Origin of the sequence: Corynebacterium sp. CTNIH16, from assembly GCF_032821655.1 — a bacterium.
In the GTDB taxonomy this organism is placed as follows: Bacteria; Actinomycetota; Actinomycetes; order Mycobacteriales; family Mycobacteriaceae; genus Corynebacterium; species Corynebacterium marquesiae.
The window spans coordinates 1-20,759 of sequence record NZ_JAVBIG010000002.1 but is presented as its reverse complement, the minus strand read 5'-3'; the positions used below and the strand labels follow the sequence as shown (position 1 = coordinate 20,759).

Annotated in this window: 14 protein-coding genes, 1 tRNA gene and 3 pseudogenes; 7 read left to right on the top strand and 11 right to left on the bottom strand. The window is 55.5% G+C overall.

What is annotated here, in order from left to right; genetic code table 11:
- Positions 1 to 20 precede the first annotated feature (20 nt).
- Positions 21 to 542 carry a M48 family metallopeptidase gene (locus RAE04_RS02070; protein ID WP_239273486.1) on the top strand — a complete coding sequence of 174 codons (522 nt, stop codon included), beginning with the start codon at positions 21 to 23 and terminating at the stop codon, positions 540 to 542.
- Here the strand turns inward: RAE04_RS02070 and RAE04_RS02065 are convergent.
- Positions 539 to 1,960, bottom strand: a complete 1,422-nt coding sequence (locus tag RAE04_RS02065) for a zinc-dependent metalloprotease (protein ID WP_317026270.1) — start codon at positions 1,958 to 1,960, stop codon at positions 539 to 541. The genes RAE04_RS02070 and RAE04_RS02065 overlap by 4 nt on opposite strands.
- Positions 1,961 to 2,053: 93 nt before the next feature.
- On the opposite strand from RAE04_RS02065, the gene RAE04_RS02060 reads away from it, so the two are divergent.
- A complete protein-coding gene (locus RAE04_RS02060) occupies positions 2,054 to 3,118 on the top strand; it encodes a PDZ domain-containing protein (RefSeq protein WP_317026269.1) in 1,065 nt (354 codons plus the stop codon).
- A gap of 5 nt (positions 3,119 to 3,123) precedes the next feature.
- Here RAE04_RS02060 and RAE04_RS02055 read toward each other — a convergent pair whose 3' ends face one another.
- A complete protein-coding gene (locus RAE04_RS02055) occupies positions 3,124 to 3,792 on the bottom strand; it encodes a beta-N-acetylglucosaminidase (RefSeq protein WP_317026268.1) in 669 nt (222 codons plus the stop codon).
- A gap of 46 nt (positions 3,793 to 3,838) precedes the next feature.
- The gene (locus tag RAE04_RS02050; RefSeq protein WP_005322346.1) at positions 3,839 to 4,375 is read right to left on the bottom strand and encodes a PPA1309 family protein; all 537 of its coding nucleotides are present in this window, start codon (positions 4,373 to 4,375) and stop codon (positions 3,839 to 3,841) included.
- A gap of 123 nt (positions 4,376 to 4,498) precedes the next feature.
- On the opposite strand from RAE04_RS02050, the gene RAE04_RS02045 reads away from it, so the two are divergent.
- From RAE04_RS02045 to RAE04_RS02035, 3 genes are all read left to right on the top strand, one after another.
- Complete coding sequence (locus tag RAE04_RS02045; protein ID WP_317026458.1) at positions 4,499 to 7,456, top strand: UPF0182 family protein; 2,958 nt, start codon at positions 4,499 to 4,501, stop codon at positions 7,454 to 7,456.
- Between the two features lie 151 nt (positions 7,457 to 7,607).
- A tRNA-Met gene (locus tag RAE04_RS02040) sits at positions 7,608 to 7,684 on the top strand.
- A 686-nt stretch (positions 7,685 to 8,370) separates the two neighbouring features.
- On the top strand, positions 8,371 to 9,681 hold the full coding sequence (locus RAE04_RS02035; RefSeq protein ID WP_317026267.1) for an IS30 family transposase: 1,311 nt from the start codon (positions 8,371 to 8,373) through the stop codon (positions 9,679 to 9,681).
- A gap of 454 nt (positions 9,682 to 10,135) precedes the next feature.
- Here RAE04_RS02035 and RAE04_RS02030 read toward each other — a convergent pair whose 3' ends face one another.
- The gene (locus tag RAE04_RS02030; RefSeq protein WP_070769504.1) at positions 10,136 to 10,807 is read right to left on the bottom strand and encodes a 3'-5' exonuclease; all 672 of its coding nucleotides are present in this window, start codon (positions 10,805 to 10,807) and stop codon (positions 10,136 to 10,138) included.
- Positions 10,808 to 11,276: 469 nt separating this feature from the next.
- On the opposite strand from RAE04_RS02030, the pseudogene RAE04_RS02025 reads away from it, so the two are divergent.
- Positions 11,277 to 11,495, top strand: a pseudogene (locus tag RAE04_RS02025) (IS3 family transposase); the annotation flags it as partial.
- A gap of 36 nt (positions 11,496 to 11,531) precedes the next feature.
- Here the strand turns inward: RAE04_RS02025 and RAE04_RS02020 are convergent.
- Positions 11,532 to 11,778 (bottom strand): annotated as a pseudogene (locus RAE04_RS02020) (transposase); the annotation flags it as partial.
- 619 nt (positions 11,779 to 12,397) lie between these two features.
- On the opposite strand from RAE04_RS02020, the gene RAE04_RS02015 reads away from it, so the two are divergent.
- Positions 12,398 to 12,631: a hypothetical protein gene (locus tag RAE04_RS02015; protein ID WP_070769502.1), complete on the top strand. Its 234-nt coding sequence runs from the start codon at positions 12,398 to 12,400 to the stop codon at positions 12,629 to 12,631.
- A gap of 156 nt (positions 12,632 to 12,787) precedes the next feature.
- On the opposite strand, the gene RAE04_RS02010 is transcribed toward RAE04_RS02015, so the two are convergent.
- The 6 genes and pseudogenes from RAE04_RS02010 to RAE04_RS01985 form a co-directional block, all read right to left on the bottom strand.
- A complete protein-coding gene (locus RAE04_RS02010; protein ID WP_070769501.1) occupies positions 12,788 to 14,560 on the bottom strand; it encodes an ABC transporter ATP-binding protein in 1,773 nt (590 codons plus the stop codon).
- Positions 14,553 to 16,301 carry an ABC transporter ATP-binding protein gene (locus tag RAE04_RS02005; RefSeq protein WP_150850420.1) on the bottom strand — a complete coding sequence of 583 codons (1,749 nt, stop codon included), beginning with the start codon at positions 16,299 to 16,301 and terminating at the stop codon, positions 14,553 to 14,555. Before RAE04_RS02005 ends, RAE04_RS02010 begins: the two co-directional genes overlap by 8 nt.
- Entirely contained in the window at positions 16,294 to 17,778 is a 1,485-nt protein-coding gene (locus tag RAE04_RS02000) for an ABC transporter ATP-binding protein (RefSeq protein WP_070769499.1), read from the bottom strand. The genes RAE04_RS02005 and RAE04_RS02000 overlap by 8 nt, the downstream gene beginning before the upstream one ends.
- Positions 17,775 to 18,446: an energy-coupling factor transporter transmembrane component T gene (locus RAE04_RS01995; RefSeq protein WP_316328740.1), complete on the bottom strand. Its 672-nt coding sequence runs from the start codon at positions 18,444 to 18,446 to the stop codon at positions 17,775 to 17,777. The genes RAE04_RS02000 and RAE04_RS01995 overlap by 4 nt, the downstream gene beginning before the upstream one ends.
- A 50-nt stretch (positions 18,447 to 18,496) precedes the next feature.
- Complete coding sequence (locus tag RAE04_RS01990; protein WP_070769498.1) at positions 18,497 to 19,132, bottom strand: MptD family putative ECF transporter S component; 636 nt, start codon at positions 19,130 to 19,132, stop codon at positions 18,497 to 18,499.
- Between the two features lie 1,190 nt (positions 19,133 to 20,322).
- Positions 20,323 to 20,637, bottom strand: a pseudogene (locus tag RAE04_RS01985) (transposase); the annotation flags it as partial.
- Positions 20,638 to 20,759 lie beyond the last annotated feature (122 nt).

Below are 20,759 nucleotides of genomic sequence, written 5' to 3'. Positions count from 1 at the left end.
CACAGGTACAATCACCTGTCATGTCGAGTACGCAGCCCACCGCACCGCAGCCCCCAGAGGTCAAAGTCATTCGCTCTGCCAAGCGGAAGAAAACCGTGCAGGCGCGCATGGTATCCGGGGTGCTCGAGGTACGCATTCCCGCGTGGATGTCCGCGCGGGATGAGCGCGATGCCGTCGCAGACATGTTGGCGCGGGTGGAGAAGAAACAGGGCAGTGGCCGCCGCACGGACGCCCAGCTCGAGGAACGTGCGCGGCGGCTCAACGCGGCGTATTTAGATGGCCGTGCAACCATCGGCTCTATTCGGTGGGTGAGCAATCAAAATACGCGGTGGGGTAGCTGTACTACCTCCACCGCGGATATTCGGCTCAGTGATCGGCTGCAACACGTGCCGGACTATGTGCTGGATTCAGTGATCATTCACGAGCTCACCCACACCTTCATCCCGCGCCATGGGCGGGATTTTTGGCAGTGGGCGGACAGGGCGCCCCACGCTGAGCGGGCGAAGGGCTATCTTGAGGCCTATCAGCGCTGGGGCTGCTAGTTCTCTTCGTCCTCGTTGCCCTTGTCCTTCTTGTCGTCTTTGCGTTCCGGCTTCTCGGAATCCGTGGACTCGTCGCCCTGCGCGGTAGAGGAATCCTCGCCGTTCTTCAGCATTTCCTCCAGCTTGGCAAACTCTTCTTCGAAGCCCTCATCCGGGCCTTCGTCCAACAGGGAGTCGATGAAGGCGGCCGGGTTATCGAGGTGCTCCGCAGTGGGCAGGAAGTCCGGGTGATCCCAAGCCTTATCGCGCTTTTCCGCGCCCACGGCCACGGTGGCGCGGCGCCATAGCTCTGCAGCTTCAGAAACCTTAGGGGCATTGAGCTCGATGCCAACCACCTTGCTGAAGGCATTCTCGGCGGAACCACCGGTGCTGCGGCGGTGTGCCCATGCCTGGGTCAGCTTCGAGGTCGACGGGATGCGCTCGCCCAGTGCCTCAGTAACCACGTGCTCGGCCCAGCCTTCTACCAAGGCCAATAGGGTCTCGAGGCGAGAGGCGGCCGCAGTGTTCTTGGAGGTAATGCGCGGGGAGAGGTCCATGCCCTGCAACTTGCTCATCGCATCCTGGATTGCCTGTGGATCGCCGGACTCGAGGTTGAGTTCGCGGGTGACTTCCTCCAAGTGGGAAGTATCAATGACCAGGCCAATGGCATATTCCTCCACGGAGGAGACGATGCGCTCTACCAACCAAGGCACGTGCTTAAACAGTCGCTGGCGGGCAGCCTCGCGTGCGGCAATATAAACCAGCACCTCCTGGCCAGGAACATTAAGCTCGCGGGCGACCTTCTGGATGGTCTGTGGCAACAGTGCCACGGTATTGGCTGGGGCGATGGGCAGGCCGAAATCGGAACCGGTCAGCGCCTGGGAGGCCAAATCTCCCAAGGCGTGGCCGAGCTGCATGCCAAAATTCATGCCAGACATCTGGTTCATCATCTTGGTCATGGGGCCCATCATCTCGCGCGCTTGTTCCGGCATGGAATCCAGCTGAGCATCATTCATGTGCTCGGCCACCGGGGTGACCATGCGCTGCCACGCCGGCATGGTCTCTTCCAACCACTGCTTGGAATCCCAGGCCTTGGCCGTGCCGGAGGCGGTGGGCAAATAGGTGGCGTCATCAAGCCAGAGCTCCGCCAAGCGGACGGATTCCTCTACAGCCTTGGTATCGTCCGCGCTTACCGCCTTGGACTGCGAGATTTGCTGCAGGGCGATGCGCTTAGCCATGTCGTAATTGACTGGGCCGGAGTTTTCCGGCGAGTTCATGGAAGAGCCCATGCCGGATAGCATCTGACCGAACTGGTTCAGCATGTCACCGAGGCCGCCACCATTAGCGCCGCCGAATGCGCCGAACGGGTTCTGGTCACGACGTCCGTCATTATCGTCGTCATCGTTATTGGGGAAAGAAAAACCGAATCCGTTGCTCATGCGTCCTAATCTACCGGCACCATCCGGCTACTTTCCATGATCCCCGCTACGCTGACAGCGAACACTACGGCAAAGGTTGTAGGGTATTGATCCGTGAATTCTCCTGCTAGCCGTCGCGTCCGCACCATCGCCTGGGGTGCCATCCCCGTCGTCCTCACCGGTGCGTTGGTATCGCTTGACCATATCCCCGGCACCGATGTGTCTTTGACCGTGCCTTATGCCGCTGAGGGACCCGGTCCCACGGTGGACACGTTGGGGGAGGTCGACGGCACTCAGGTCGTTGATGTTCAGGCGCCGAAAACCTATGACACGGATGGCCACCTCAATATGACCACGGTCTCTGTGCGCACCAATATGACCCTGGCGCAGGCGCTGGGCCGCTGGATGATGACTGATGACACGATCGTGCCCATCGATACCGTCATTCCGCAGAACATGAGCGATAAAGAGGTAGAAGAGTCCAATAAGCAGGCCTTTACCCAGTCCGAGTCTGCCGCGACTGTCGCCGCAATGGATTACCTCCACCTGCCGGTGAAGATCACCATCGCGGAAGTTTTGGATGAGGGTGCGGCGCAGGGCACGCTGAAAAAGGACGATGTCATAACCGCAGTCGACGGCAAGGAGGTCTCGGAGCCAGGCGAGGTCCAGGACGTCATCAAGCAGAAAAGCCCTGGCGATAAGGCCACGCTGACCGTCAAGCGTGGCGGCACTGAGCAAGAAGAAGAGATCGAGCTCGGGGAGAATCCCCAGCAAAAGGGGCAGGCAATGCTGGGCATCGCCATGCTCTCGGTCCCGCAAGACGATATTAAGGTCAAATACAACCTGCAGGATATTGGCGGGCCCTCCGCTGGCATGATGTTTACCCTAGCGGTTATCGATAAGCTCAACGAGGAAGATCTCACCGGCGGCAAGTTCGTGGCCGGTACGGGCACTATTCAGGAAGACGGTGAGATAGGCCCCATTGGCGGCATCCAACATAAAATCGCCGCGGCGCACGAGGCCGGAGCGGAGCTCTTCCTCGCGCCAAAGGATAATTGCTCCGAGGCCGCCGCGAGCGACCACGGCGATATGCCCATCGCGGAAGTTTCCACCTTGGAAGAGGCAGTGTCCACAATGAAGGACTTCGCGGACGGCAAGGATATTAAAACCTGCCAGTAGCCGGCCTACTTAGCGAGGCCCAACTCCTTGATCTTCTCTTCCGGGTCTTCCTGGTCGGAGGAGATCATCTGTTGCATGACCATGCCTTCTTTATTGTCCACTACGGTAATGACCGCGGTGGTTCCCAAGGTGGACCAGCCTACGACGCGGTCGCCGTCATCCTCAATGACCTGCGAGCTGCGCAGCTCGGTAAGCACCTGCGTGGTTTGCTTCGCCTTGGAGTGCGAGCGGAAGAACTGGAACTGGCCTACCTCTGGCCCAGAGCAGTTGTAGGAATCGTCCCCGCCCGTGGAATCGCAGCGGTCAAAGAGGGCGAAAAGCTCCTTGGGCGCTACCGGAGCAAAGATGTCATAGGCCTTGGCCACAGACTTTTCCAACTTTTCGGTTCCGGGCTCCTTGCTTGCCGACGCCCCCTCCGACGCCTCCGAGCTTTCCGCCGCGCTCGATTCAGCGCTGGACTCAACGGTGGAGGAGCTAGAGGCGGTGCTGGTTTCCTCAGCGGTATCTGCCGCTGGGGCGGTGGACTTGGCGCCGGCGGTGGTGGTTTCCACGGGGGCGTCGGCAGGCGCGGCATCGTCCGAGGAACAAGCGGCAGTGCTCACGCCTACACCCAGCAGAAGCGCTGCTGCGGTGGTGCGGGTGGCGGTCAGGCGAGTGAGAGTAGTGCGTCGCACGGTAGGAAAATGCTCCTTAGTCGCAGGCGAGAATTGTCACTTCAGTCTAATCTAGCTCATCCGGGTCTTGGTTCAGCCCATAGCGCAAGGCCGCAATGACCCCCGGAGCTACCTGGGGGCCGCCGCGTAGCTGGATGTCATCCTCTGCGAACGGCCCGGCCGCTTCCAGCTCTTCCTCGGTGGGGCGCAGCTGCAGCAAGGTGGTTTCGATGCCTTCCTCTCGCAGCGCCCCGGAATAAAGGCGCGCCGGGCGAGGGGAGGGGTCCTCGCTGGAGGTATCGCGGAACTTAATTTCTTGGGCCAAGATGACGCCGGCAACCTCCCGGGGCCAGGCCAGGCGGGAGACATAATCGGCCAGCTGCTCAGAACCGGGCTCAATGTTTTCGGGCACATTATCTTGCACGATGAGGGTAAGCGGCGCGGCATCCTCTTCATCGAGCGCGGCAAGCTGATCGGCTACCAAGTGGGTGGGAACCAGCGCGAAGATGGTGGGCCGAGCGTCCCAGCCTTCGGCGTGGACGAATTCCACGGCTTCGGTCATCGCGCGGTTTAAGGCTGGCTGTGATAATTCGGGGGAACTCATGAACATCCTTATTCGTTATCTGTGTATTACTTCCTTAAGCTGGAAGAAGTCTACAGGTTTTAAATTCGCACTATTTGATTGGAGCTGGCGTTGTCCTTAGGGTCATCCACACCAGCCGCCCCGTTGAAGCGGCCCCCGCGGGTCGCGACAATCATTGCGGCCATCATTGCCGTCCTTTTGTTCTTCGGCCCCATGCTCGTGGGCGTGTACACGGATTGGAGGTGGTTTGGTGCGATTGACTACCGGAACGTCTTCACCACCGCGATTATTGCGCGGATAGTCCTCTTTATCATCTTTGGCCTTATTGCCGCCGCAGTGGTGTGGGCCGCTGGCTACTTTGCCTGGCGCGGGCGCCCGGATTCGCTCGACCTTGGGGACCTGAACTCGCCGGTGTATCAGTACCGCAAGTCCATTGAGAAGTCCATGGGCGTCTTCTTCAAGGTCATCCCCGCCATCGTGGGCGTCATCGCCGGTTTCATCGGTCAGGCCAATTGGCGCACGGTGCTGCTCTTCCTCAACGGCCAGGAATTCGGCGAACAAGACGCCCAGTTCCACCACGACCTAGGTTTTTATGCCTTCACGTTGCCAGTTCTGAAGATGGTGGTGAGCACCCTATCCATCCTGTTGATTCTGGCCTTCCTCATCGCGCTTTTCGGCCACTACGTGCTGGGCGGCATCCGGATTGGCAATAAGGCCGCCGGTGTGCGCGGATCCATTTCCCACCCGGCTCGCCTGCAGCTGGCGATTACCGCCGGCTTGTGGATGGTAGCCCAGGTCATTGGCTACTGGTTGGAGCGTTATGAGCTGCTTAATACCCAGCACGAACTCTTCACCGGTGGTTCCTATACCGATATCCACGCCTACTTGCCGGCGAAGATCATATTGATGATCATTGGCGTCTTTGTGGCCGTGGCTCTGTTTATGGCCGTTGTCATCAAGGATCTGCGCATCCCCGGCCTGGCAGTGGTGCTGATGCTGTTGTCCTCGCTGGTCATTGGCCAGGCATGGCCGCTGCTGATGGAACGCTTCTCCGTACAGCCCAACCGTCAAGCCAAGGAAGAAGAATCCATCGCCCGCAATATCGAGGCAACCCGCTATGCCTATGGGCTCACGGATGATCACGTCACCTATGAGGACAACTGGGGCGGAGATGAAGTCTCCGATGACAAGGTCGCCTCTGATAACGCCACCATCAATAACCTTCGCTTGCTGGATCCGGAGATCCTTTCTCCTACCTTTACCCAGATGCAGCAGCTGAAGAACTTCTACGGCTTCCCAGAGACGCTGTCGATGGATCGCTATGAGATCGACGGAAAGAAGCGCGACTTCGTCGTCGCCGCCCGCGAGCTAGACCCGAACGAGCTGCGGGAGAATCAGTCGGACTGGATTAACCGCCACACCGTCTACACCCACGGCAACGGCTTTGTGGCAGCGCAGGCCAATAAGGTCGATGAGGTGGCCCGCGATGCAGGTTCTGCCCGCGGTGGTTTCCCCATCTTCACGGTTTCTGACCTGCAGACCCAGGCCGGCGAGGCCGAAGGCGAAGGCGAGACCCAGGATGCAGAGAAGTCCCTTGGCATTAAGGTAGACCAGCCGCGCATCTACTACGGCCCAGTCATTGCTGGCGCGGCCGATGGCATGGATTATGCGATCACCGGCAAGACCGGCGAGAACCCGGTCGAGTATGACACCGATAGCTCCACCTACACCTATGACGGCAAGGGCGGCGTTGGCATTGGCAATATCTTTGACCGCACCATGTACGCCGCCAAGTATCGCGAGCTGAATTTCCTGCTTTCGGATCGCGTCGGCAGCGAATCGAAGCTGCTGTATGACCGCGATCCGCGCGAGCGCGTGGAAAAGGTTGCTCCGTGGCTGACCACCGATTCTGCTACCTACCCGGCCGTGGTTGATGGCCGTCTGAAGTGGATTGTGGATGGCTATACCACCTTGGAGTCCCTGCCTTACTCCCAGCGTGCCTCGCTTTCCGACGCCACCCAGGACACCCTCAATCCCGATGGCACCACCCAGCGCTTGGTCAATGACAAGGTCGGCTATATCCGCAACTCGGTCAAGGCCACTGTCGATGCCTATGACGGCACTGTGGACCTCTACGAGTTCGACAAGAATGACCCGGTGCTCAAGGCCTGGCAGGGCGTCTTCCCGGACGTCGTTAAGCCTGAGGCGGAGATCTCCGATGAGCTGCGCGAGCACTTCCGCTACCCGGAGGATATGTTCAAGGTGCAGCGTGACCTGTTGGCCCGCTACCACGTGGATGACCCGAATGTCTTCTTCAATAACGATGCCTTCTGGTCCGTGCCGAATGACCCCACCGCGGAGGAATCCCGCCAGCTCAATCAGCCGCCGTACTACGTGATGGCCGCAGAGCCGAAGACCGGAAAGCCGACCTTCCAGCTGACCACATCTTACCGTGGCCTCAACCGCGAGTTCCTGTCTGCGCACATGGCTGTTTCCTCCGATCCGGAGAATTATGGTGATATCACCGTGCGCGTGCTGCCCACCGATACGCAGACCCAGGGCCCGAAGCAGGCGCAGGATGCGATGATGTCGTCCGACCAGGTCGCCCGTGACCGCACTCTGTGGGAGGGCACCAATGACCTGCACAACGGCAACCTGCTGGCCCTGCCGGTAGGCGATGGCGAAATCCTGTACCTCGAGCCGATCTACTCGCAGCGCAAGGACCAGGCTTCTGCCTTCCCGAAGCTGTTGCGCGTGCTCGTATCCTATAAGGGCCGCGTAGGCTACGCCCCGACTATTGGTGATGCCCTTGAACAAGTTGGAATCGATGCTAAGGCTGCCCAAAATATTGAGGAAGTCGAGGGCGATTCCGAGGACAAGGATGGCGCCAAGGATGAGAAGAACAAGGACGAGTCCAAGGACGATAAGCCTTCGGCTCCAGCTTCCGCTCCGTCTTCTTCTGATCAGGCTGGCGCCATCGATGACATCAATAAGGCTTTGAAGGGCCTTGAGGATGCACGCGATGGTTCCTTCGAGGAATACGGACGCGCCCTGGATGAGCTCGACAAGGCAGTCGAGTCCTACCAGTCGACGGAGAAGTAGTCCCGGTTCATAATCGCAATGAATTAGGCACCTGCCCAGCGGATTTGGGTAGGTGCCTTTCCCTATGTATAGTTACATGAGTCGCCAGGACAGAGCGAATACACTTTGTGTTAACGCACTGTTCAAGCGCAGATGATGGAAGTCATCACGACGCGGGGTGGAGCAGCTCGGTAGCTCGCTGGGCTCATAACCCAGAGGTCGTAGGTTCGAATCCTGCCCCCGCTACCAACTTCCAAGCCCCTACCAGTGGAAACGCTGGTAGGGGCTTTAGTTATTTCTCTTAAAGAGCACGTCCTGGGACTCAAATCGGGACTTTAGCGATGGCATTTTGTCACTTAAGCCGGTTTGGAAGTGATGCTGTCCTGCTGTGGAAGCTTAAAAATAAACGAAGGATCCTTGCTTCCACAGCAGGACAGCATAACCACTCCGGCGCCATCGAAGAACGCAGGAACAAAGACAAAGTTAATAGAGCGCGAAGATGGCAACCAGCTAGTTAGCATTAGTGATGGAGAGGCCCCTTTGGAACTTTCTTTTGAGCTCTCAGATTCCTTTCTTGAAAAGCTTCCAAGCGGACACATTCTAGTACGTCCAGCAGAAGGTGAGGCACCTAGCGCATACATTGAACCTGCTTGGGCCAAAGACGTCTTTGCGAACGTAGTGACGGAGCCTTGCAGCTCGTGGGTGCAACCTCACCGCAAGAATGGTTAGGCCAGATAGAATTCGGGGCGACGACCATGCTTGTGCAGAGAGTTGGAAAGGAAACGGCCTTGAGGGGGTTGTTTCTGTTGAGTTAACTACTGAAAGAAGGAAGTACAATAATTTTAGTCGATGCCCACTTGTTGGGGAAAAAGGGGGATGAATGGACGGGCGGGCTCAGGTGGTGAATGCATCTATACAGCTAGGAGGTTGTGTAGATGTCAGGTGATGAGAAGCTACGTGAGCGGTTTGTGGAGGCGTATCTGCATGATGCGCGTCCGGTGCCAGTGATCCTGAAGGAGTTGGGCGTCTCGAAGGTTCAGGCGAGGGCATGGCGCCAAAGCGAGGGGCTTAACCGTGCTCGGCGTCAGCGGAGTTTGGTTGACAAGCAGTATCAACAAGTTATCGCTCTGGTTGAGAGTGGCCGATCTGTGCTCAGCGCAATTGAAGAGGTCGGGTTTCCTCAAAGTCTGGCTTATCGCTACCTTGCTCAGGACGGGTTGGAGCTCGTCCGAGGCAATCGCGGTGGAACGGCACAACATGACCGGGATCGCATTGCCCAAGCTCTAAAGCTGGTTGATGCTGGCAAAAGCTATAAGCAGGCAGGCCAGGTGGTTGATCGCAGCGCTGACACGGTCAAAGCGTGGCACCATGATCACAAGTCTGGGCGTTTGATACTCAATGATCATCCCACTGAATCTGAATCGAAGGTAGGACGCGGAAAGCGTCTTATCCGACATGACCGAATAGAGATAGCCTACCTGCTGAAACAGGGCCATACTCACCGTGAGATTGCAGCCCAGCTGGGACGTAATCAGTCGACGATTAGCAGGGAAATCGCCCGTGGGATGACTGAGCATGGCTACGATGCCCTCGTAGCTCAAAAGCGGGCTGTGGACCGCTTAGCCAGGCCTAAACCCCGCAAACTCGATACCAACCCGCAGTTGCGTGCCTTGGTCATCGAGGGATTGAACACGAAGTGGTCACCTGAGCAGATTTCGAACTATCTTGCCCGCTGCTTCGGTAAAGGTGGGGATATGTCAATTAGCCATGAAACCATCTACCAAGCTCTCTACATCCAAGCCAAAGGCGCTTTACGCCAGGAATTGAAGGTAGAAAAAGCCCTGCGTTCTGGGCGTACCGGACGAAAACCACAATCACGCCTGCCAGCCCGCGGTAATCGAAGCTGGATTGGTGAAGACTATCGCATCAGCAAGCGCCCTGCCAGCGTTGAAGACCGCGCTGTTCCAGGACACTGGGAAGGCGATCTCATCATCGGCCAAGGAGGCACAACTGCACTCGTAACCTGTGTGGAACGCAGTACTCGCTACACCATGATCCGCAAACTAGATGTTCATGATTCCGCCACGACTGTCGATAAGTTGATCGAGATGTTTACCGGCAAAATACGCAACATCACCAAAACGCTGACCTGGGACCAAGGCGTAGAACTAGCCCAAGTCGACAAGCTGAGCATCGCACGTGGACTAGCAGTTTACTTCTGCGATCCGCACTCGCCGTGGCAGTGACCTACCAACGAAAACACCAACGGGCTAGTCAGAGACTTCCTACCTAAAGGAAGCGACTTTAGTACTCTGACCGACAAGGATGTCCAACATATTCAAGACCTTCTCAACGGGCGCCCTAGAAAAGTCCTCGACTGGTATAAACCCGAAGAGAAGATACAAGAACTATTCAAGTGATGCATCCACCACTTGAAACCGCCCTGTTTGGTGGCAACCAAATCTATTGATTTGGGCGGCAGCCCAACGAGCCGCAAGGCGAGGCGGGTGCAAGAACCGCAACCCGTATTTGATAGTTGTGTTGGTTGATCGGCTAATGATGGTAGATCAGCGCACACATCAGATCCGCTATATGTCTTGCCATATGGCGGGACATATGTTATAGCGTATGTTCCGCCATATACTAAAGCATATGTCCACCCGCATGGACTGCCATGGTTGGTGTGTGCTGGTGAGTGCTCTATATTTCGCGGGGGAGCAGTGGGGCGGCGTGGCTTACCCGCCAGGTGTTGGTGGCGCGGAATGCTTGACCTTGGCGCAAAATCTTGCGTCCAATTTCGCCGCGTTTGAACCCGAACAGGGAGTGGAGCATGTTCACCGTGGCGGTCGCATCGGCTACTGCCGCGTGCGCGTCCGGATTGTCCAGTCCCAGGCGGTCAAGGAGTGCGGGCAGGTTGTAGGGGCCACGGTCAAGCATTTGCTTGGCAAGGTCAATGGTGTCAATGAACGGAAAGAACTCGTCCTCGCCCTCATCATCGTCGACGCCGGACATACGGTCAAACTCAGCAACTATCATTTTCGAGTCAAACGGGGCGTTGTGGGCAAATAGCTGCATACCGTCGATGTAGCTAGTGAAGCCCCCATACACATCATTAAACGTGGGAGCAGTAGCCACCATGTCGTTGGTAATGCCGTGAATGTGGGAGTTTTTAATAGCTTTGCCGTCAGGATTCAGTAGTGTGTGCCAGGAGTCGACGGGGTTGAAATATGCGTCTGCGCGCACGGCAGCAAGTTCAATAATGCGGTCATAGCGCTTGTTAAAGCCGGTGGTTTCGGTGTCAATAACGGCAAAGACCGGCTTGCCTGACATACGTGGGGTATAGCGGTTGAGGAGGTTTTCTAAAAAGCCCATGGCCCCAAGCCTAGAGGCCCATACCGACATGGAAGCCTAAACGCTATCGAACATAACGGCAGCACTGTTTTCTGTGTAGCGCCCCTGGGGCACTTAGTTACCTTTTCTGATTCTTTGCCGCTCTTTTCTTTTCCAAGACAGTCTAGAAGACACAAGGATACGTGGAGGGTCATAGGACTGCGGTTGTGGTGGGGTGTTTTGGTGGCAACCAAATCGCTTGCGATTTGGGCGGCAGCCCAACGAGCCGAAGGCGAGGCGGGAGCCTTTCGGTCTTAAGCTTCTGGCGGTGTTGGTTGATGGATCCCCTGTGGGGATATAGATCTACAGGGATATAGTTATAAGCCACCTGGGAAAATAGATAAACGTGCAGGTAAAACCCTGTGGATAACTGGGTCGGTGAGGGTAAATATGCGCATCCTCTTTTTGAGTGAGGGTAAATATGCGCAGTGTCTGCGAAATGGTTCCCCGGCGGAGAGGTAATTGTTATGACAATGCCGTGATGGAAAACTTCTTTGGCCACTTGAAAGCCGAGATGTATCACGGTGAGAAGTTCGGGTCTGTCAAAGAATTTACCGCTGCGGTAGACGCGTACATCGACTGGTACAACGCGGAAAGACTCCAGCTGGGACTTGATGGTTGCACCCCGATGAAATACCGGGATAAGGCCCTTAAGACGTTAGCCGGGTAGGATTACCCCTAGTCCAACTTTCGGGGGCAAGTTCAGTTTCAGTTCGCGGTTTTCTCGACGCAGGCGCCTGAGTTCTTCTTCCATTGTTTCGCCGCCTGAAGCGTCAGAATTATCGTGTACTGAAGGCTGTCACGGTACCAAGCCCGCAACGTGTGTGGGATACTCCAAGCAGCTCACCGACCTCCGTGTAGGCGCGTTGCAGTGAGCAAGACTCCAGGCGGACCATTTCGATGATCTGATGGACCGCCTTCTCCTTGAACTCGACGGAATATTTTCTAGGCATAGTTCAATCCTTCGTTAGCTGAGGTAGGAACTAAACCCAGGACGCTTCATTCATCATGCCTTCCACGCTTTCCACGAGTAAACCGTATTCCGCGGAAAATAACGCGCAGAAGCCTTTGGTGTGTGGGGCGCGGTGATTTCCGGTGCGGCAGCGGTCGGACCGCTTGCCGATGGTGCACTGACGGAATGGGTGTCCTGGTATTCGCGATTATCGAGGGCCTGGCCTAGGCTGGTGGGAGCCCCAATCCTCATTCAGCTTCTTTGGCTGGACCTGATTCGAAAACGCGGCTATTTCACCGGTTCCGCTAGGGCTCGCGATCTCGGCCGTGGGCTTCGCGCTTTTTATCAGGTCGGAAGAGCACCGCGAGCGGGGTCACCGCTCGGCGCTGTTGTATCTTGAATTGTTTTTCTTATTCCACGTTCTCGTGGGGCAATATCACCGCTGGTGCGGTAGCAATCGGCGAGTTTGCCATCATCTTCGTGTTGCCGCTGTACCTGATTAATACTTTGGACCTCTGCACGACGTGGTCTGGCCTGGTGCTGGCAGCCATGGCAATCGGTGCATTCTTCTCCGTTGCATCAGCCCTCATGTCGCGGCACGGTACGGGGCGTCTGGCACCGTGCTCATTGGGCTCGGCTTGGAAGCCGTCGGCGTCCTTAGCTTCGTCCTGCTTATGGGGCCGGATACGAATGATTGGATCATCGCCGCGCCGCTGACCCTGTACGGCTTGGGCCTGGGGTTCGCCTCCGCGCAGCTGACCGGCACGATGCTGCGGGATATTCCCGTCGATGACTCCGAGCAAGCCTCCGCAACGCAAACCACCGTGCGCCTGGGGCAGTGGTGTAGGCCTTAAGCGAAGGCATGGCCAACGCCGCGCAGTGGTCGCTCGTAGCCGCTACCGCATTCTTCGCTCTGAGCCTTGTCGGTGCACTTAGGGTGCTCCGTGCTGCGGGGGGAGAGGGGGAGAGAAGGGAGTCCCCCGCAAACAATGCCGATCTCGGTGCCCGCGTTAATCGCGTCCCGAACTGATTTTCCACCCGCTTGCTGCTTTGCGTTGCTGCCAGAAGTGACGGTAGATACCGGGGACATCGGAAAGCTCAGAATGCGTGCCCAGCTGGCTGACTTGCCCGTGTTCATCCAAGACTACGATTTGATCAGCAGATTTGATTGTATCCAGCTTATGGGCGATGACAATAAAAGTAGATTGCTCCCGTAGCTCGTCCATCGCAGCAAGAATGTTTGCCTCATTTTCTGCATCGAGCGCGGAAGTTGCTTCATCAAAGAGGACAATCGGCGCTTGTTTGAGCAGCGCACGAGCAACAGATACGCGCTGGCGCTCGCCGCCGGACAGAAGCCGCCCGCCTTCACCAACAGGAGTATGCCACCCTAGGCGGTTGGCAATAGAAGTCACGCCTGAAAGATCAGCTGCGCGGAAGACTTCCTCATCGGAGGCGTCGGGACGACCAACGCGGATATTAGCGATTAACGAGTCGTCGAAGAGGTAGACGTCCTGAAAGACCATGGACAGTCTGGACATTAACTGTTCGGTTCCAAGCTCGCGGATATCTACGCCGTCAACCATGACCGCCCCGGAATCTACATCCCAGAATCGTGAAATAAGGCGCGCAATTGTGGTCTTTCCGGAGCCAGAAGGACCGACAATGGCGGTAACGGTGCCCGGTTGGGCGTGGAAGGCGACATCGACCAATACCGGCTTATCTACGTACCCAAACGTGACATCGCGCAGCTCAACACTGCCCGAACCGTCTCCTGTGCGCGGAGTAGTGGGTTCTGGCAGGGAAGGGGCATCGGTGATGAGCTCGGTTTCTGCGAGTGCGATACGGCCTGCGTCTAAACCGACGAAACAAGAGCCCAGCTGCTCAAGCGTGCGGGTAAACCTCAAGCTGATTCCGATGATCGCAATTGTTTCTAGTGGCGATAGGGTGCCTTCAACGGCAAGATCCGCGGAGACCATAATGAGAGCCACGATGAAGATCTGTACTACTATGCCGTTGAGTAGCAAAGCTAATGTGGATACCCATAGCTCGCGTATCCGTGCTCTATGATCGATTTCTAGTGCTTGCTCAAGTGGCGCAAACCCTTGTGATTTTCCCGCCGCGCGCAAGGCCGGCTGGCGGTTAGCAAATTCTACGATGCGCTGGGAGAGCTCTTTACTCGGCCCGAGTGCGCGGTTCGATGCTTTCTCACGAATCCATGCAGCCAACTGCATCACCACGAGCGCCAATGGTGCGATGATTAGAAAGACCAATCCCAACCGCGGATTCCAGAAACACGCTCCAACCAACAGGGTCATAAGTGCTGCACCATCGCGGTACACCATGCCTTGAGTATGTGCAAGAGTCTCGGCCGCCACCATAAAACGATCTGAGACGAGACGAGATAGCCCGCCGGTATTAGCCGGTATGAACCAGCCGAGCGGTAGCGTTGCCAATTTATCGCCCACAGTCGTGTGCGCGGTTCGGATGAAATCCAAGGCCGTGTGGTAAGAGGCCATGGTTGCGAAAAATCGTAGCGCAAAAGCTACGAGCGCAATTGCCAAAAGCGTCCACATCCATGGTGCGATCGTCGTATCCCCATCGAGTGCCTTTGTAAGTGGCACGAGCGTGAGAACGGCGAGGCCGTCAAGCACGCCAACGATAAGCGATAGACAAGCATGCCTTTTATTGAGCTTATGACCTACAGGACTTTGCAGCTTTTTGACACTGCGAGTAAGTAACGGATCACGAAGCCGCGAACTAGCAGGCGTGGTGGCATTAGACATGAGAATTATCCTTCACAGGCTTGAGGCGGATTATTTGGTCTGCGCCTTGGATGGACTCTGGCTTGTGGGCGATGACTAAGACGGTCTTGTCTCTGACGAGTGTGGCTAGAGCTGCTTGAATTTCTGCTTCGCAGTCAGGATCAGTTGCCGCAGTAGCTTCATCCAGGATCAAGATTGGGGCATTGGTAATAATTGCCCGGGCAATAGAAATGCGTTGCTGTTGTCCACCGGATAAAGAGATGTCCTCACCAACAACGGTGTCGAGCCCAGCCGGTAAAGCGCGAATATCAGCAGCTATGTGCGCGGCCTCTGCTGCTTGCCAGATCTCTTCATCACGAGCTTCTGGGCGTGCAAGGCGAATGTTTTCCCGAATACTCATTCGCAGTAAGTGAGGATCTTGTAAGACGAAAGCCACAGTGCGGTACAAACTGTCGAAAGTGAGATCACGGATATCCACGTTGTTGATAGTGATTGTGCCCGAATCTGGATCCTGGAAACGCGCCAGCATCGTTGCTGCTGTGGATTTGCCAGACCCGGAGGGGCCAATCAATGCCGTGACAGTGCCTGCGTTTAATTGCGCAGAAAAGTCTTGGAGGACTGGTGTGTCTGGGGCGTAGCTAAAGCTGACCTTATGGAACTCCACCTCCATGTCTTCACTACTGGCATCGAGGCTCTTTTGGCCTTCTTTCACGTGGGAAATTGTCATGACTTCATCAAGGCGCAACGCCGCATTGCCAGCGAGCTGGTAAGACCACATCATGCGGCCGACGGTTTGAATCGTGCCCGGGATCACCAGGGCAATCAATGTTGTGGCGATGACTTCAGCAACCGTGACATAGTCCCCGGCTATTAGCAGAGAACCGACTCCTACATTGATAAGGATGAGCACGGGAACCGCCACCACGGATTCTGAAACTGCGCTAACACGCAGAAGTGGACGTACCCACTCGTAATAGAATTCCGCGAATTTTTGGGCAGCTTCGCGGTACCGCGCGTGAGCTTTACCAACGGTGCCGAAAGCCTTGACGACGGAAATACCTTCGGAGAACTCCACTGCAGTGGCAGAAACCTCTCCAAGATAATCGTCCATTTCCGCAGTTTTTGTGCCCATATCTTTCATTGAATACGCCTGGATTGCTAGGAAAATGGGCACAGTGGCAATAGAAAGTAGGCCAAGGCGCCAATCCAAGATAAAGGCATAAACTAGAAGCGCAAGAGGCGTGAAGATTGCGGCAACTTGCTCTACAGGAGCATGGGCTGTCAGGGTGTGCAGAGTTAGCGTATCGTCCTCGACGGCTTTGCGGACTTTGCCGGAATTAGTCTGGCTAAACCAAGACAGCGGTGCTTTCGCAATAGCGGTAATAATTCGGCGCCGGTTGATCCCCACCAGCTTTGCATCAGCGAAGTGGGTGATCGCAAGGGCAAGGAAATAGAAGAATAGCTGGCCCAAAAATGCTGCAAGCAGCCATTTCACAATGGACGCGACGTCATCAGTATTGCCGTCGATTAGAGCATTTCCCAGTGCCACCAACGCGACGTAGGGTGCTACGGCGAGTACCGAGGATATAAGCGCGAGAAACTGTGCGAAGTAGATGGTTGTTTGCACTGGGGCCAGTAGCTTTTTTAGAGCGACCTGGCCGGCTTTTTGTTTTGCGCGAGCCTCTTCTTCCGGTGACGCATCGTGTGATTCTGGTGCGTGGGTTCCGCTTGATTCTGTGGAACTTTGTTTTACCTCAGACATTTCTTTCTCGATTCTTATTGATTTCCGTCATATCGATGATTCTGGTGACTGATTCTTGGATGAATTCGTGGTCATGGGTGATAACGATGACCACTGCGCCGCTTGCTGCAAGAGATCGAAGCAGCGCAGAGATGGATTGCAGTTGGCGCCAGCCCACTCCAGAGGTAGGTTCATCGAAGATGTAGACCTCTGCTTGCTCGGCTTGGGCTGAAGCTATGGCTAAGCGTTGCCGTTGCCCACCGGACAGAGACTGCGGATGCCGTTGGTCCATCTCTTCCAGATCGAGGCGATGGAGAATCTCGTTGACATCGATGTGGTCCCGCTTCTTCTTTGCCAGTCCGAGCGTGACCTCTTCTTCGGTGGTGGCAGCGAATAGCTGGCGGCCAACATCCTGCATCACCATGTACGCGCTGCGCCTCCGAGCTGCTGCTCCTACTCGTTTGCTGTTCAAACGGAGACTACCGCCGCGTTTGGGAGAAGCAAGACCACAAATGATCCTGGCGAGGGTGGTTTTGCCAACACCGTTGGGCCCAATCAAGGCGGTGACTTCGCCGCTGGGGAAAAATGCGTGGTCAATGTTGAGCACCTCATGCGTGCCATAAGAAAAACGGATATCGCTTAACTCGAGTCCGCTCCGCTGGGGATCGGCGTTTTCGGGCGTGGGTGGTTCGGGCACGCTCGCGGGGAGTGGAACGTGGTGTAAGCTGCGTAGCCCCAATTGTTTGCGTTCGGGTTCGTCTAAGGCATAAAACTCTTGGGCGTGGAAACTGCGCGCTATTTTTCCCTGAGTCAAGTAAATAACTTGGTCAGCGATATCTTTTAAGAAAAAGAGACGGTGATCAGCGATAATGATCGTTGTGCCTAATTCCTTCAAGCGGTGTAGCACGCGTGCAAGAATATCGATGCTTTCCATGGAGAGATTGGACGTGGGTTCATCGAGAAGCACGAGACTGCCCGGGTACACAAGCGCGCATGCGCATGCCACGGTTTGTAACTGCCCACCGGATAATTCTTTGAATCGCCGGCCCCGAAGATCGTTAATGCCTAGCAACTCGACCGCTGATTGAATCCTCGACTCAATTTCTGTGGGATCCACACCAAGGTTTTCTAGCCCGAAGGCCAATTCTGCATTGACGCTTTCAGTGAAAAACTGCGTCCGTGGATTCTGGAATACTGAGGCGCTGAACTCGATGGCGCGGGACAGCGGTTCCTGCGCAGGGTTAAAATCCTGGCCATCCTTTATAATAGTGATGGTGCCTAGTAGCTCTCCTGGATTGAAATGGGGGATGAGTCCGTTGATCAACTTGAGTACCGTGGACTTTCCCGATCCGGAATCACCGGTAATCAGTAGACACTGTCCTGGAGAGACAGAAAAAGACACATCAGATACACCTTGAATGCCTGGCCGAGCGCCCAATGGATATGTAAAAGAAACGTTATGGGCGTTTACACTGGTTGCGACACTGCGTTCGTTCATAAGTGGACCTCCGTGGGAAGCCAGACAGAGGCAACAACGAGGCCCAACCCAGCTATTGCAGTTGCATCGACAAGCTTGAAGGAAAGATCAGCGGTGGTGGTTGGGCGTGCGGGTCCTCCCAATCCGCGGACAAGAGCAGAGGCAGCGAGCTCATCACTAGCGCGGACGACGGCGCCTAACAAGGGGATGATCAACATCGCGGACGATTGTGTGGGCTGTGTGAACCAGCTTTTTACTCCAGGCTGGAGACCTCGAAGGACCATGGCATCGCGGATGGCTTTGGCTTCTGCCACGATGATCGGCAAAACACGCAGAAATACGGCCGGTGGAATGGTGGCCCAGCCTGGTAAACGCAGGTCCCGCAGTGCTGAGGTCAACGTGGATGGTGTGAGAATGAGCAAGCCGAATGCGCCGATGGACATGCTGATGACAAAACGGCTTAGCCACGAAAAAATTGCCGCCGAAAAAGCGAAAAATGTGGAGCCAGGAAGCTGTAATAGGCCCCAATACCCTAGATAGGATAATGCAAAAGCGCACAGGCAAATAAGACCATAGTGTGGCTTTACTGTAGCTAGTGCGATGGAGCTGAAGGCGATAGAAATCAGCAGTGTCGGTAGGTGGCCGTGGCTGAGAGCTACCGCATTGATTACTAGAACAGAAAGCAGCACGGTCCGTGGATCGATCGAAGATCGACGAAGCACGCCCTGTTTTTGCAGGCTCACAGGAGACCAGCGCTTTCAAAGTGTTTGCGGCTGACGCGAACTCCGACCTTTCCTCCGATAAAGCCGACGATGAGCGCACAAATGGCCAGTATTCCAATGGTCCATGGCTGGAAGATATCCGACATAGCATCGGCGTATTCTTGGCCCATTTGGTCTGCGATATCGACGTAGTATGAGTCCGTATCCAGAATTAGCGGGATAAAAGGCAAAGGAACCCAGGCACAGAAGACGCCATAGGCAATAGGGAAGGACTTGGCAATCCCGAGGTGGCTTTTTGTGATAATCAAATCCGCGATAAACCCAAGAATTATGCTTCCCAGCAAGGTCCAGAAGTAGTGCCCGGTGAGCATGAATGCTAATCCGTTAATACCGCCGACAAGGGTGAAAGCGCCCATTTTGGGCGTGCGGGCGGCATAAAGCGCTAGCACGATTCCATTTGCGATTGCCGCGATGAACCAGCCAATGAACATGAATTGTGGTCCTGCGAATCCAACCATCCCGGTTACAAAAGTGATTACAAAGTAAAGCGCAGCAAAGATGCCAGCGTTGATGAGATCTCTGGTGTTTAAACGTGCCGTCGACCCACTGGATGAGCTTGTATTCCGTGCGGGCGTAGAGGACTGTTGGGTCATGGTAAACCTCGATTCATGAACAGTAGGGAAAGTAAGGCTTACCTAAAAGGTGTAATACTGTTTGTAAGGTATTTCTAGTTTTGATCTGAAGATTCACCCTTAATGGGGGCGAATGTAGATAAGCGGACATCAAACCAGAGCACGACTACTGAGGTTACCCTTGTTTAGTGGACACACTATTTGGTGAATAGGGTAGGAGATCTCCCCTCAGTTAGCCGTTGTTTAGTCGAATCACCGTTAGCGGTTTGAGCCTTTAATACTCCTTTTTTGGTTGGCATTGTATTCGATTCGTTATCGGTATAGAAGGAAGTAAGGAAATGACTGGTTTAGGTTGAGCTAGCTTTCAATGGCAACCAAATCTATTGATTTGGGCGGCAGCCCAACGAGTCGCAAGGCGAGGCGGGAGCATAAACAGTAACCCGTAGTGAACGGTTTTGTTGGTTGATCGGCTGGGGGTATAGATCTACAGGGATATAGTTATAAGCCACCTGGGAAAATAGGTAAACCCGCAGGTAAACCCCTGTGGATAACTAGCAAGATGATGGTAGATCAGCGCAGCCTGACCTGGTCTTTTAATTTGTGATGGTAGATCAGCGCAAAGTGCTTTCAGGTAAAAAGAAAGCGCGCCGGAGGGCGCTAGTCTTCTGTGTTCTGTCTAGTCGAGTTCTGGACGAGACGGCCGCTGTCGGACTGAGGTGACTGTCTTGATCAACGTGGCAGCGGCCAGTATTGGAGGTAATTCCAGCGTTAGGCCACACACAGAATGTCATGAATGGCCTTCTTGATTTCGTTGCGTAAGTTTCTTCGCTCTACCGCAGTAGTCGATTTTTTGTCGAAAAGTTGTCGGCGATCATATCCCAGGTGAAGCTGTAGGCTTCGCGATTGTTTTTAGCGGTGCTGTTGCAAAGTTGGGTGGAGAACCGCGAACACTCCTTTCTTCGTCGCCTGGCCAGCATTATGGTCCAGCCTGCTTAGATATTCTGGAAGACCCGGTTGACGATCACCGCGTCCGGGTTCGGTTGCTTGTTGGCAAACATCGCGTCTTGGGACCTGGCCCCCGTTAGGTAGACACCTGATATCCAGCCCGGTTGGGTTGGGAAGAAAGGTAATCTACCACCATGCCTAGGTACTCCGAACAGTTCAAACGTGATGCTGGAGAGTGTCCGATTCTTTGTGTGCGGAGGCTTGGTTTACAAGTAATCTGCGAATCGGTTGGGGTAAGCCACGGCTAGTTGGTTGATGGCTTGTTTCCACCCGGTGGCTTTCGCTCCTTCAATATAGCCGTTGCACTCAATGTTGCGCTTTGCTTTCTTCGCTCGCTGGGCAGCGCGCTTGTCTTCGATGTTGCAGATCATCAGCCACAGCGTCTTTAGTGCGGCTGTATCGTTCGGGAATTGGCCCCGGTTACGGGTAGCTTTACGCAGTTCGGCGTTGAGCGATTCGATCGAGTTGGTGGTGTAGAGCACCCGGCGTGCCGCCGGTGGGAACTGCAGAAACGGTACGAACGGACCTGGCCCCCGTTAGGTAGACACCTGATATCCAGCCCGGTTGGGTTGGGAAGAAAGGTAATCTACCACCATGCCTAGGTACTCCGAACAGTTCAAACGTGATGCTGTGGCCCTCTACG

Bases quoted from the DNA above. Each gene is read 5' to 3' on its own strand.
- RAE04_RS02070 (WP_239273486.1), top strand. From the start codon at position 21: ATGTCGAGTACGCAGCCCACCGCACCGCAGCCCCCAGAGGTCAAAGTC.
- RAE04_RS02065 (WP_317026270.1), bottom strand. From the start codon at position 1,960: ATGAGCAACGGATTCGGTTTTTCTTTCCCCAATAACGATGACGACGAT.
- RAE04_RS02050 (WP_005322346.1), bottom strand. From the start codon at position 4,375: ATGAGTTCCCCCGAATTATCACAGCCAGCCTTAAACCGCGCGATGACC.
- RAE04_RS02035 (WP_317026267.1), top strand. From the start codon at position 8,371: ATGTCAGGTGATGAGAAGCTACGTGAGCGGTTTGTGGAGGCGTATCTG.
- RAE04_RS02030 (WP_070769504.1), bottom strand. From the start codon at position 10,807: ATGGGCTTTTTAGAAAACCTCCTCAACCGCTATACCCCACGTATGTCA.
- RAE04_RS02010 (WP_070769501.1), bottom strand. From the start codon at position 14,560: ATGTCTAATGCCACCACGCCTGCTAGTTCGCGGCTTCGTGATCCGTTA.
- RAE04_RS02005 (WP_150850420.1), bottom strand. From the start codon at position 16,301: ATGTCTGAGGTAAAACAAAGTTCCACAGAATCAAGCGGAACCCACGCA.
- RAE04_RS02000 (WP_070769499.1), bottom strand. From the start codon at position 17,778: ATGAACGAACGCAGTGTCGCAACCAGTGTAAACGCCCATAACGTTTCT.
- RAE04_RS01990 (WP_070769498.1), bottom strand. From the start codon at position 19,132: ATGACCCAACAGTCCTCTACGCCCGCACGGAATACAAGCTCATCCAGT.